The following is an 11,038-nucleotide window of genomic DNA, read 5'->3' as shown; positions in this document are numbered from 1 at the left end:
TATTTATACAGATGTCAATCCTCAATCGATGAAACTTGCCAGTAAGCAAGCTGATATTTTTCAGAATTTGTTGGAGAAAAACCCCTTGGATTTAAGTTTTGCTGGCCCAGAATTTCTTTCCAATTGGAAAAGTCAAAACAACGTCGGTATCATTGCTTCTGTAGAAAATGCTGCTGGACTTGGAAATGAAACGGCTTCACTTGAAGAGATTAAAACACAGTTTGATAGTATTCTGGAAAAAACAAAGAAACTAGCCTATATAAGCTTAACCCATCATACCGAGAATCGATTTGGAGGAGGTAATTATACGGATGGAATTGGGCTAAAAGAAGATGGCAAACGGCTGCTGGATTATATGTCTGGCAAAAAAATCCCAGTCGATTTATCCCATACTTCTGACTTACTTGCTGAAGGAATTTTCAATCATATAGATTCAGAGAAATTGGACATCCCTATTATTGCAAGCCATTCTAACTTTAGAGAAATCTGGAATCACAGAAGAAACTTAACAGATGAGTTTGCTAAGGAGACCATATATCGAGGAGGAATAATCGGCGTCAACTTCTTAAGAGCATTTTTGGATAATGATGTACCGGAGAGACTATTTGATCATCTATTGCATGGATTTCATATAGGAGGTAAGAAAGCGATGTGTTTTGGAGCAGACTTCTTTTATACTAAGGACTTTGGTGATCCATCACGCATCCCTTTTTATTTCCCATTGGCAGAAAATTCCAGTAAATATCCATCCCTTCTAGATCATTTAGAAAACGAATTAAATGAGCAGGAATTAACTAACCTTGCTTATAAAAATGCGGTAAACTTTTATAATAATCTCTGGAAATAATCTCATGTCCTCCCATCACTTTGTTAAAGAACAACAGGAACCAGCAGTTTTTATTTTGAAAGCTGATGAGATTCATTTTGATCAGATTTCCTCACTTCTTGAATGGGTACCGACTGTTTTAGTAGCTGAAGAAGCTCTAGATCAAGTGCTAAGTTGGGGGATAAAGATTGATGTTATTTTGGCTTCTGACTCCTTTCAAAAGGAGAACCTTCATTTACTGGAAGAACAATATCCCGTTAAATTTTTAAATAGTAAAACTGAAGATTCCTTGGCTGAAGGGTTGCAATATTTACTGGCAAGTAGTCATTTTGCAGCACATTTAGTGGGAATCCCCCATCTTCAAGTTTTGGAACTTGAAGAAAAAATAAAGTCAATTGATCTCACTATCATGGATGGGGATTGGAAATATTATCCCATTAAAGATGGTATTTTTAAAAAATGGTTTGCGGAAAGCAGCATCCATATTCATGCAAAAGAAGGTCTTCCAGTTGAAATATTAAATGAAAATGGGCAGATTATTCTGCCCATTACATATGCAACTTTTTTAGAAGTCCCTGAAGGAATAACTGAAATAAAAGCTCCTGGAGTTTTTTGGGTCGGGGAGCAAATCCGATAATTATTATCCTACAAAGGTTGCCGAAACCATTCTGTTTTTATCATTCAGATCTTTAACCAAATTGATTTCTTTATAGCCTAAGCTTTCCAGTAATTCCACTGTTTCGGGACCAAAATTATTATGAATTTCATAATACAGTTTTCCCCCTTTCTTAAGCAATAATTTTCCTTTTTCAGCAATTACTCTGTAAAATAAAAGAGGATCATGGTCTGGCACAAAAAGAGCCAAACCAGGTTCAAAATCACGTACATTACTATGTAAGTCCGTCCATTCTGCTTCAGGGACATAAGGAGGATTACTGACCAAAATATCCAAATCCGAAATAGCCGGAGTCTCTTTTAAAATATCCAGGTGAATAAAGGTGACATTGGATTCAAGATGCTCTGCATTTTCCAAAGCAACTTCTATTGCATCTTCAGAAACATCCACCGAATAGACTTCTGAGTCCTTCATTTCAAGGGCCAAACTAATTGGAATACAACCAGACCCAGTCCCAATATCCAAAATTTTCATTCCCGGCTTTGGATTTTCCTTGATAATCATGTGGACCAATTCCTCCGTTTCATTTCTGGGAATCAAAACCGATTCATCCACAAAAAATTCACGGCCATAAAAAGGAGCTTTTCCAATAATGTATTGAACTGGCTCACCTGTCTTCAAACGCTCAAAATCCTGATAAAGAGATTCAGAAAGACTATTTTCTTCAAAAGCTTCCACCATATCTACTTTTCGTAGTCCCAGATGATATTCCAAAAGCCAGTTAATTAAATTATTTGCTTCCTCAGGTGAATATTGGGTCAGTTCATCTGCCCATCGTTTTACAAGTTCATTATAGTTGCTCATAGCTGTAGCGAATAGCCTTAGTTTGCCGTAAAGGTAGCAATCCCGATTCTTTACTTATGAAAAAATTTCAACTACTGATTTTTGCTCTGTTTTTCTCTTGGAGCTCCTTTGCTCAAAACAACGATTCCAAGTTCTGGTTTGGATTTGATGCGAGCTATTGGCAGCGAGCAATTCACAATTCTAACCCTCTGGATGTACAACGGGATATGCTCGGAAGTATCCGTCCTATGATTGGTTTGAATCTTCCAAAAAACTGGTCGATTGGAGTCATAACAAATTTCACTTCTTATCAGGAAAAAGCCTCACCTATTGAATATAGCTATCCTATCATTGGAGCTCCAATCGAAAATGATGATTACCCAATAATCGGATATAGAAATGTTTTTCAGCAAGCTTCTTTAAAAAATAGCTTAAGGGGCTACGGTTTCTTCCTAAAGAAATATATCAGTTTGGGTAAAAAGACTTCTATTAATTTTAGCCTATACGGCATGAAGGAATCAGGAAAAGACGGAAAAATAATAATGGCACCCGACTTTGGAACTTTTGGGTATTATTATCCCTGCATCAATTGTCTCAGTATCGCATACATCCGAAATGAAATTCCAATGACTGAGACAAATTGGAAAGTCGGGTTTGATTTTGCTTTTGCTTATCAAATAAAGCCTTGGCTAGGCTTGGAGGTACGAGCAAATATTTTGGAATACCGAAAACAGGTTTTAAAAGATCAGAGAGTAACGAACCAACTTATTGACTTTGCCTATGATCCTTATTATGGAGCAACTGCCCAATATTTTGGAAATCATTATGATTTTGGATCGGCTGTAGTAAGAGATGGAATCCGATTTGGATTGATCTTCAGTCCATTTTAAAATCTGATTCTGTGAGAACAGAAAGAAAAACTACCTTTGTGCAGAATTTCTTTCCAATGAAACTACATAACAATACCATACGCGGAGTGCATACTGCACTTGCTGCCATTTTCGAAGAAGGTCAATATGCGGATAAAGTGATCGAAAGAACACTTAAATCCAATCCAAAATGGGGAGCCCGTGACCGCTCTTTTATTGCCGAAACTACTTATGAAATGGTACGTTGGTGGAGATTGATAAATTATTTAAGTCCATCAAACAACCCTTATGATCTTTTTGGAACCTATTGGTTGATGCAGGGGCATAGCCTTCCTCCTTGGGAAGAGTTTGAAAAAATCCAGCCAGAAAAGCTAAAGGGAAAATATGAAAAGCTTGAGGATCCGGCATTGATCGAATCCATTCCAGATTGGTTGGAAGAATTAGGTCAAAAGGAATTAGGAGATAAATGGGAAGCAGAGATTCATAGTCTGAATCAGGAAGCCGATGTGGTATTGCGAGTGAACACGCTCAAAACAACCCGCGAAAAACTTCGCAACATGCTTGCCGAGTCAAATATTTCCACGCATATCATCAAAGGGTATAAAGATGCCTTGATTCTAGATGAACGTCAAAATGTTTTCAGGCATCCTGCGTTTAAAGAAGGATTATTTGAAGTTCAGGATGGATCCTCTCAATTAGTTGCTGATTCTCTTGCAGTGGAACCCGGAATGCGGGTGATCGATGCCTGTGCAGGTGCAGGAGGTAAATCATTGCATTTGGCGGCATTAATGGAAAACAAAGGCAAAATCCTCTCCATGGATGTGGAAGAATGGAAACTTCAGCAAACAAAACTCAGGGCAAGAAGAGATGGAGTTTCTATTATCGAACGAAAAGTAATAGAGGGTTCTAAAACCATTAAGCGATTAAAAGAATCAGCGGATAGATTGTTATTGGATGTTCCTTGTTCTGGTTTAGGAGTTTTAAAACGGAATCCAGATACCAAATGGAAATTAAACCCTGAATCCATTGAAAAGGTAAAGCAAACCCAGCAGGAAATTCTACAATCTTATCCCTCCATGTTGAAACCTGGGGGACAAATGGTCTATGCAACCTGTAGCATTTTGCCTTCGGAAAATCAGGAGCAGGTTCAGAAATTTTTGGAAAGTGAAGCTGGAAAGAACTTCGAATTAATTGAAGATCATAAAGTCCTATCCCATGAAAGTGGATTTGATGGATTTTACATTGCTCGCCTTCTTAAAAAATAGTTTATTAAAGATATTCATCTCAAAATCAAAAAGTTATTTTAATTTTATTGCTTAATTTTTAAAAGCAATGAAGTTAGAGCTGATTTTTACAATAGTTAATTCTATCGCGTTTTTGTGTTGGATTTTTCTTTTTGTCCTCTACCAAAAGCGTTGGGTATACCAGTTCCTATTCAGTTTCATATTTATTTTATTAAGCTGTACTTATTTTTTCTTTATCACTAAAGGAATGGGGGCCGGAACCGGTGGAGGCTTTGATACACTCGCCAAAGTCAAACTTTTGTTTTCCAGCGATGAGGCTTTATTAGCGGGCTGGATTCACTATTTAACTTTTGATTTGTTTGTGGGAATGTGGATTTGTCACAATGCCGACCAGCGTAGAATTAATCGGTGGATTTTACTTCCTTGTTTGGTTTTGACCTTTATAGCGGGTCCCACAGGACTTCTTTTATATATAATAATTCGAATGATACATTCCAAGAAGCTCATTCAAGAGCCTTTTAATGAAGCATCTGTTTCCTGATTTAAGAAGGATATTTCCTTTTTAATATAAATTATGCTCTTTTTCAATATTAATTTTGTCAAGGATTAGCTTGGAAAAGAATTTTGTTTGTAATTTTGACGGGCAAATAGGGTTACCTACAACCAATATTTGCCATGAATAGAAACTCCGACAAGTTCCTTTACGAAGCACTCACATACGACGATGTGCTTTTAGTCCCTGGATATTCAGAAGTCCTACCACGCGACACGAATACCTCCACACAACTCACCAAGAAAATCAGATTAAATATTCCTTTGGTTTCCGCTGCAATGGACACGGTTACTGAAGCTGAATTGGCAATTGCCATCGCTCTGGAAGGTGGTTTGGGATTCGTCCATAAAAACATGTCTATCGAGCAGCAAGCTGCTCAAGTGCGTAAAGTTAAGCGGTCCCAGGCCGGAATGATCCTTGATCCAATTACCCTACATATTGACGCAAAAGTTCGGGATGCAGAAACTATCATGCGTGAATTTCATATTGGTGGTATTCCTGTAGTCGATGAAAGCAGAACTTTAAAAGGTATTATCACAAATAGAGACCTTCGCTTTATCAAAGATCAGAATCGTCCGATCCGGGAAATCATGACGATTGAAAATTTGATTACTGCAAAGTCAGGTGTTTCATTGGAACAAGCGGAGGAAATCCTTCAAGAATATAAAATCGAAAAGCTCCCTATCGTTGACGAAGACAACAAGCTTACGGGACTGATTACCTATAAAGACATTCTAAAGAGAAAAGACAAGCCTCATGCTTGTAAAGATGAATACGGAAGATTAAGAGTTGGCGCGGCTGTTGGGGTTACAGCGGATATCGTGGAGCGTGTGGAAGCATTGAAGAATGCCGGAGTGGACGTAGTCTCAATTGATACCGCCCATGGACATTCCAAAGGAGTAATCGAGACTTGTAAAAAAATAAAAAAAGCATTTCCTGATCTCGAGGTAATCGTAGGTAACATTGCTACTCCAGAGGCCGCAATCGCTTTGGCAGATGCCGGAGCTGATGCGGTAAAAGTTGGTGTAGGACCAGGTTCTATTTGTACCACGCGAATTATTGCTGGAGTGGGTGTCCCACAGCTTTCCGCAGTTTTTGAATGTGCCGAAGCCCTTAAAGGCCGTGGAGTTCCTGTTATTGCTGATGGTGGAATCCGTTATTCTGGGGATTTGGTAAAGGCGATTGCTGCTGGAGGAAGCTCAATTATGATCGGTTCACTATTAGCAGGAACAGAAGAAGCTCCTGGCGAAATGATTATTTTTCAAGGAAGAAAATTCAAATCCTACCGGGGAATGGGTTCTTTGGAGGCAATGGAGTCAGGATCTAAAGATCGTTATTTCCAGGATGCTGAAGACAATATCAAAAAATTGGTACCGGAAGGAATCGTAGGAAGAGTGCCTTACAAAGGATTAGTTTCTGAAGTACTTTATCAACTCGTAGGAGGACTTCAGGCAGGAATGGGATACTGTGGAACAAAAACTATTGAAGATTTACAGAAGGATGGAAAATTTGTAAAAATCACTGCTGCCGGTGTAAAAGAATCCCATCCACATGATGTCAGCGTGACCAGAGAAGCTCCAAATTATAGTGTAAAAAGTTAATTTGAAATAAAGACAAAAGTAAAAATCCGGTCATTGAGCCGGATTTTTTTGTGTCAATTGTAAATTCTTTCCTTAGAATTTCTTCACCAAAATATCTTGGCGTTAGCCATATCTGCGAAGCTATCTTAAAATCAATTTGAAGTTTTAAGACAATATCTTCCTTATCTCATAATCCTGAAGGTGCACATTGTACCATCCCCCTTCAATTGCTGCACCGTATTTTTTATAGAAATTAATTGCCGGCTCGTTCCAATCCAGAACCTGCCACATCATCCCGGTGCAACCATCTTCCAATGATTTGGCCATGGTTCTTTCCAAAAGCAGTTTTCCTGCTCCCTTTCCTCTTTCTGATTGGGTTACGACCAGATCTTCCAAATAAAGTCGCTTCCCTTTCCAAGTGCTATACCGATAATAATAAACCGCAATACCTATAATTTCTTTGGTTTCATCTTTTTCGCAAACAAACATACCATAGACAGGATTTGCCCCGAAACCATCTTCTTTCATCATCTGAACCGTATTGGTCACCTGTTCTGGAGCCTTCTCATAAAGCGCTAATTCCTCAATTAATTCTAAAACTCTAGGGAGATCTTCGACTTGACCTTCTCGTAATGAATACATTCTATCTTGATTAGGAGGTTATAATTTGGATTTTCCTTTTTTGAAAGGTTAAATTTAATCAAATCAAAGAAACAATGTTTTTAGCAATAGATGCGGGAAATTCCAATGTGGTTTTCGCTTTGTACCAAGAAAAGGAGAAAAAGTGGACCAACCATTTCAGAATAGAAACAAAAGGATCCAAACTCACTTCCCAACTCAGTAAAAAAGTACCGTTGTATTTTTTGGAACATGGCATTTCACCAACTGAAATCAGCAAAATAGGATTTAGCTCCGTTGTTCCGGAAATCAATCCTACGATCCAGCAATTTTGCCAAAATTATTTTGGTACTGATCCTTATCTGATCCAACCTAAAAGCTTCAAAAAATTACCCGTCACTTCGTTAAAGCCCAATGAAATTGGGACAGATTTGATGTGCAATGTGATGGCTGCTTATACCAAATTTCAAAAGGCTGTCATTATTGTGGATTTTGGGACTGCTTTGACTTTCACTGTTGTAGGAGAAGATGGCAATATTATGGGGGTTAATATTGTCCCAGGTCTAAGAACAGCCATCAATTCTTTAGTTCAGAATACCTCAAAACTCCCAATGGTAGACCTTAAAATGCCTGAATCAGCATTAGGCCAAAACACGATTCATGCCATCCAGGCTGGAATTTTGTATGGCTATACCGGGCTTGTTAAAGGAATGATCGAGACGATTGAAAACGAGACAAAGAAAAAATATCAAGTAATTGCCACAGGTGGACTATCTACAGTTTTAACTCCCCTGACAGAAGTTTTTGATGAAATCGATAGAAACTTGACGCTGGAAGGACTCCGATTAATCACCGAGGTAAATTCTTAAATCAGAGGGCATCTCAAAATCAAATTGGGGTCTGGGCAGATAGTTTTATATTTTCCTGTTTCCCGCTGTGAACAAACTCCTGGAAAATCACCGGTATTCCCAAGCATGTCAAACATTAATTGAAAATGTAAATGAGGTGGCCAGTCCCCGTTTTCAGGGTATGGGCCAATATGACAAAGTAATTCACCTGCTTTGACCACTTGATTGATTTCAAAAAGCGCTAAATCTGTCAAGGACAGATGTCCATAAAGGGAATAAAGTTTTTTTTCAGCCAACTCATGTTTTAGAATAATCGTGGGACCATAATCGCCAAAACCTGCATTATTCTGAATGGAAAAAACCCTTCCTTCAATCGGGCAATACACCTTGGTGCCCGCTTTTGCCCAAACATCCACACCCAAGTGGATATTTCGAAAGTCTGCCGCCGAAGTTTCAAACCGCTCACTGCGCTGATAAATGGCACGATGCTCTAGGTATCCACCAAGCCCGAAGGTCTTCCCTGCATCTTCCAACTGTCCAAACACAAACTCATAAAAGCTCTCTGTATGTGCCAAATCTACAGACTCCAGGCCTTTATTATTCGGACTGAAATCCATCTTCATGGAATTTTCAGGACTTAAAGGTGCTCCCATGATCGGGAAAAAATGATAGGCTTTCCAATTCATGCCCGAAGATTTAAAAAATTATTCAAAGAGCTAAATTCTTGGCAAATAATCTATCCATTTCCTTGGTCGATCGTTATTATTGCCCAAAAGAAATTCCTACTTTTCGCTATGAAAAACACCGAATTCCCCTCCCTCAATGACATTCGATTTGCCGCAGTTCGAATCAAATCATTTATTCATAAAACACCCATCTTGACTAACTCTACTATTAATGAAATAGCAGGATGTGAGATTTTTTTCAAGTGTGAAAACTTTCAAAAAGTGGGGGCTTTCAAAGCACGCGGAGCTGCCAATGCTGTCATGAAGCTGAGCGACGCACAGAAGAAAAAAGGTGTCGCCACACACAGCAGCGGAAACCATGCGGCTGCCCTCGCACGAGCTGCAACAGTGGCAGGAATTCCATCCTACATCGTGATGCCATCAAATGCACCGGAAATAAAGAAAAAAGCTGTCCGTGGCTATGGCGGAGAAATCATCGAATGTGAACCTAATCTTAAAGCGAGAGAAACGTCACTTGAAGCAGTAGTGAAGCGAACTGGAGCGACCTTTATCCCACCATATGACTTTATGGATGTCATCGAAGGACAAGCGACTTGCGCCTTGGAATTTCATGAAGAACAGGATGACCTAGAGATCATCATGGCTCCAGTTGGTGGAGGAGGATTATTGGGAGGAACAGCCTTATTGACGCATTATTGGGATCCGGAGATTGAAGTAATTGGAGCTGAGCCTGCAGGTGCGGATGATGCCTACCGCTCCTTTCAAGCTGGGAGAATCATCCCACAAACTGGCCCAAATACCATTGCTGATGGCTTACTCACTTCATTGGGAGTGTTGAATTTTGAGTTGATTCAAAAATATGTTTCTGATATTTTATTGGCAACTGATCCGCAGATCATTGAGGCCATGCGTTTGATCTACGAGCGAATGAAGATTATCATTGAGCCTTCTTGCGTAGTACCTTTGGCGGCTTTACTGGCGAATAAAGATCGATTTGAAGGAAAGCGAGTTGGAATTATTCTTTCCGGCGGCAATGTGGATTTAGGAAAATTGCCTTTTTAAGAGTTTACTTTGACAGCCTAATCTAATTATCCTTTCAACTTCTTACCCAAATAAGCTAACAAGGATTTGAGATTACGGGTTTTTCCATAGTCCTCCTCAGGAATATCTACATTCAGTTTTTCGCAGATAGACACAATAAACTGAAGGGCATCAAAAGAATCGATATTTAGTGCTTCTCGAATATTCTCTTCGGGCATCAACTGCGATGGATCTGTCTCGGGAGCAATTCGCTGCAATAATTGAAAAACTGTTTTTTTGATTTCTTCCTCGGTCATAATTCTTCGGGATTTTGTAAATGTTTATTAATTGCTGCTAAAAACTTACTTCCGATTAAGCCGTCGGTAGCGCGATGGTCTGCTGCCAAAGTCACGTCTACAACAGGGCGAATTCCCAACATACCATCTTCGGCAAAAGGCTGCTCGCTAATCTCCCCAAAACCGACAATCCCAACCTGGGGTGGATAGATCAGACCAAATACTTTATCCGCTCCTCCTTCTCCTATGCTAGTGATGGTAAATGTTGATTGACTGAGTTCCGAACTTCTCAATTTGAAGGCTCGTGCTCTTGGAATAAGATCATTCATCGTTTCCATGATTTCATACACAGTTTTTGAATCTGTCTGAAGGATAGCCGGCACGACAATCCCACCAGATCTCAAGGAAATTACAAAACCAATATTGATTTCGTTTTTCCTTTGAAGTCCATTTTCCCAGATTGCATTGAGATCCGGAACCTCATCTAGCGCTTTGGCTACTGCTTTGATCAAAATCGCTACTGGTAAAAGACGCTTTTGAATCGGCCTCTCTTTATTGGCTTCTTTCACCCAATCCATAGCTTTGGACATATCCATTCTTTTTTCCAGATAATAATGAGGAATTTCCCGATTAGATTTACTCATGGCAGCAGCCACAGCCATGCGCATAGCATCGGAAGCAGGGCCAACCGGTTTTACTGATGACTCTTTGGCTATCTCAGTCTCCTTTTCAGCTGCTTGGATTGGTTTTTTATCCTCAGAAATGGCTTTTTCAACATCCTTTTTTACAATAGACCCCTCGGGACCTGTTCCTGTTAATGAGGAAATCTCAATATGATTTTCTTCAGCAATTTTCCTTGCCAAAGGAGAAATCTTTATTCGCTCTCCTTCTTCAGTTTTCCCATGAGGTGTTTCCACCCTATCCTCAATCGGATGAATTTCTTGTTTTGGCACTTCCTCTACAGGAGTAGCAGATTCTGATACTTCTGCTTTTCCGTCATTAATCAAAGCTAAAACGGTACCTACAGGAACTTTTTCTC

13 protein-coding genes are annotated in these 11,038 nt (G+C 39.4%); 8 read left to right on the top strand and 5 right to left on the bottom strand.

The window, feature by feature from the left end; genetic code table 11:
* Nucleotides 1-847: membrane dipeptidase (locus Q0L68_RS10780; RefSeq protein WP_296702792.1), on the top strand; the 847-nt coding region annotated here is incomplete at its 5' end.
* A gap of 4 nt (nt 848-851) precedes the next feature.
* Nucleotides 852-1,463 carry a thiamine pyrophosphokinase gene (locus Q0L68_RS10775; protein WP_296702790.1) on the top strand — a complete coding sequence of 204 codons (612 nt, stop codon included), beginning with the start codon at nt 852-854 and terminating at the stop codon, nt 1,461-1,463.
* Between the two features lie 3 nt (nt 1,464-1,466).
* On the opposite strand, the gene prmC is transcribed toward Q0L68_RS10775, so the two are convergent.
* On the bottom strand, nt 1,467-2,306 hold the full coding sequence (prmC, locus tag Q0L68_RS10770; protein WP_296702786.1) for a peptide chain release factor N(5)-glutamine methyltransferase: 840 nt from the start codon (nt 2,304-2,306) through the stop codon (nt 1,467-1,469).
* A 56-nt stretch (nt 2,307-2,362) separates the two neighbouring features.
* Here prmC and Q0L68_RS10765 point away from each other — a divergent pair, with 56 nt between their 5' ends.
* The 4 genes from Q0L68_RS10765 to guaB all read left to right on the top strand — a co-directional run bounded on the left by Q0L68_RS10765 (nt 2,363) and on the right by guaB (nt 6,552).
* Nucleotides 2,363-3,175, top strand: coding sequence for a hypothetical protein (locus Q0L68_RS10765; protein ID WP_296702783.1), 813 nt, complete (start codon nt 2,363-2,365; stop codon nt 3,173-3,175).
* A 56-nt stretch (nt 3,176-3,231) separates the two neighbouring features.
* Nucleotides 3,232-4,419: an RsmB/NOP family class I SAM-dependent RNA methyltransferase gene (locus Q0L68_RS10760; protein ID WP_296702781.1), complete on the top strand. Its 1,188-nt coding sequence runs from the start codon at nt 3,232-3,234 to the stop codon at nt 4,417-4,419.
* 67 nt (nt 4,420-4,486) lie between these two features.
* Nucleotides 4,487-4,939, top strand: coding sequence for an ABA4-like family protein (locus Q0L68_RS10755; RefSeq protein WP_296702779.1), 453 nt, complete (start codon nt 4,487-4,489; stop codon nt 4,937-4,939).
* Between the two features lie 134 nt (nt 4,940-5,073).
* Entirely contained in the window at nt 5,074-6,552 is a 1,479-nt protein-coding gene (guaB, locus tag Q0L68_RS10750; protein WP_296702777.1) for an IMP dehydrogenase, read from the top strand.
* A 144-nt stretch (nt 6,553-6,696) separates the two neighbouring features.
* Here guaB and Q0L68_RS10745 read toward each other — a convergent pair whose 3' ends face one another.
* Complete coding sequence (locus tag Q0L68_RS10745; RefSeq protein WP_296702775.1) at nt 6,697-7,173, bottom strand: GNAT family N-acetyltransferase; 477 nt, start codon at nt 7,171-7,173, stop codon at nt 6,697-6,699.
* Between the two features lie 74 nt (nt 7,174-7,247).
* Here Q0L68_RS10745 and Q0L68_RS10740 point away from each other — a divergent pair, with 74 nt between their 5' ends.
* The gene (locus Q0L68_RS10740) at nt 7,248-8,018 is read left to right on the top strand and encodes a type III pantothenate kinase (protein WP_296702772.1); all 771 of its coding nucleotides are present in this window, start codon (nt 7,248-7,250) and stop codon (nt 8,016-8,018) included.
* On the opposite strand, the gene Q0L68_RS10735 is transcribed toward Q0L68_RS10740, so the two are convergent.
* Nucleotides 8,015-8,683 (bottom strand): peptidoglycan DD-metalloendopeptidase family protein, encoded by a 669-nt coding sequence (locus Q0L68_RS10735; RefSeq protein ID WP_296702770.1) that lies wholly within the window; start codon nt 8,681-8,683, stop codon nt 8,015-8,017. The genes Q0L68_RS10740 and Q0L68_RS10735 overlap by 4 nt on opposite strands.
* 108 nt (nt 8,684-8,791) lie before the next feature.
* Here Q0L68_RS10735 and Q0L68_RS10730 point away from each other — a divergent pair, with 108 nt between their 5' ends.
* Nucleotides 8,792-9,745: a pyridoxal-phosphate dependent enzyme gene (locus Q0L68_RS10730; RefSeq protein WP_296702768.1), complete on the top strand. Its 954-nt coding sequence runs from the start codon at nt 8,792-8,794 to the stop codon at nt 9,743-9,745.
* A gap of 26 nt (nt 9,746-9,771) precedes the next feature.
* Here the strand turns inward: Q0L68_RS10730 and Q0L68_RS10725 are convergent, their stop codons facing one another.
* Both Q0L68_RS10725 and Q0L68_RS10720 read right to left on the bottom strand, forming a co-directional pair.
* Nucleotides 9,772-10,020 carry an acyl carrier protein gene (locus Q0L68_RS10725; RefSeq protein WP_296702765.1) on the bottom strand — a complete coding sequence of 83 codons (249 nt, stop codon included), beginning with the start codon at nt 10,018-10,020 and terminating at the stop codon, nt 9,772-9,774.
* On the bottom strand, nt 10,017-11,038 hold a 1,022-nt coding region (locus Q0L68_RS10720; RefSeq protein WP_296702763.1), incomplete at its 5' end, for a dihydrolipoamide acetyltransferase family protein. The genes Q0L68_RS10720 and Q0L68_RS10725, both read right to left, overlap by 4 nt.

This window comes from Algoriphagus sp. (genome assembly GCF_024642405.1).
Classification (GTDB): domain Bacteria; phylum Bacteroidota; class Bacteroidia; order Cytophagales; family Cyclobacteriaceae; genus Algoriphagus.
The sequence above is the reverse complement of the archived record's forward strand: the minus strand, read 5'-3'. Positions and strand labels throughout refer to the sequence as shown.

What these genes read in the sequence shown, in the direction of transcription:
- Q0L68_RS10740 (WP_296702772.1), top strand. Translation starts at nt 7,248, where the DNA reads ATGTTTTTAGCAATAGATGCGGGAAATTCCAATGTGGTTTTCGCTTTG.
- guaB (WP_296702777.1), top strand. Translation starts at nt 5,074, where the DNA reads ATGAATAGAAACTCCGACAAGTTCCTTTACGAAGCACTCACATACGAC.
- Q0L68_RS10755 (WP_296702779.1), top strand. Translation starts at nt 4,487, where the DNA reads ATGAAGTTAGAGCTGATTTTTACAATAGTTAATTCTATCGCGTTTTTG.
- Q0L68_RS10730 (WP_296702768.1), top strand. Translation starts at nt 8,792, where the DNA reads ATGAAAAACACCGAATTCCCCTCCCTCAATGACATTCGATTTGCCGCA.
- prmC (WP_296702786.1), bottom strand. Translation starts at nt 2,306, where the DNA reads ATGAGCAACTATAATGAACTTGTAAAACGATGGGCAGATGAACTGACC.
- Q0L68_RS10725 (WP_296702765.1), bottom strand. Translation starts at nt 10,020, where the DNA reads ATGACCGAGGAAGAAATCAAAAAAACAGTTTTTCAATTATTGCAGCGA.
- Q0L68_RS10760 (WP_296702781.1), top strand. Translation starts at nt 3,232, where the DNA reads ATGAAACTACATAACAATACCATACGCGGAGTGCATACTGCACTTGCT.
- Q0L68_RS10765 (WP_296702783.1), top strand. Translation starts at nt 2,363, where the DNA reads ATGAAAAAATTTCAACTACTGATTTTTGCTCTGTTTTTCTCTTGGAGC.
- Q0L68_RS10735 (WP_296702770.1), bottom strand. Translation starts at nt 8,683, where the DNA reads ATGAATTGGAAAGCCTATCATTTTTTCCCGATCATGGGAGCACCTTTA.
- Q0L68_RS10775 (WP_296702790.1), top strand. Translation starts at nt 852, where the DNA reads ATGTCCTCCCATCACTTTGTTAAAGAACAACAGGAACCAGCAGTTTTT.
- Q0L68_RS10745 (WP_296702775.1), bottom strand. Translation starts at nt 7,173, where the DNA reads ATGTATTCATTACGAGAAGGTCAAGTCGAAGATCTCCCTAGAGTTTTA.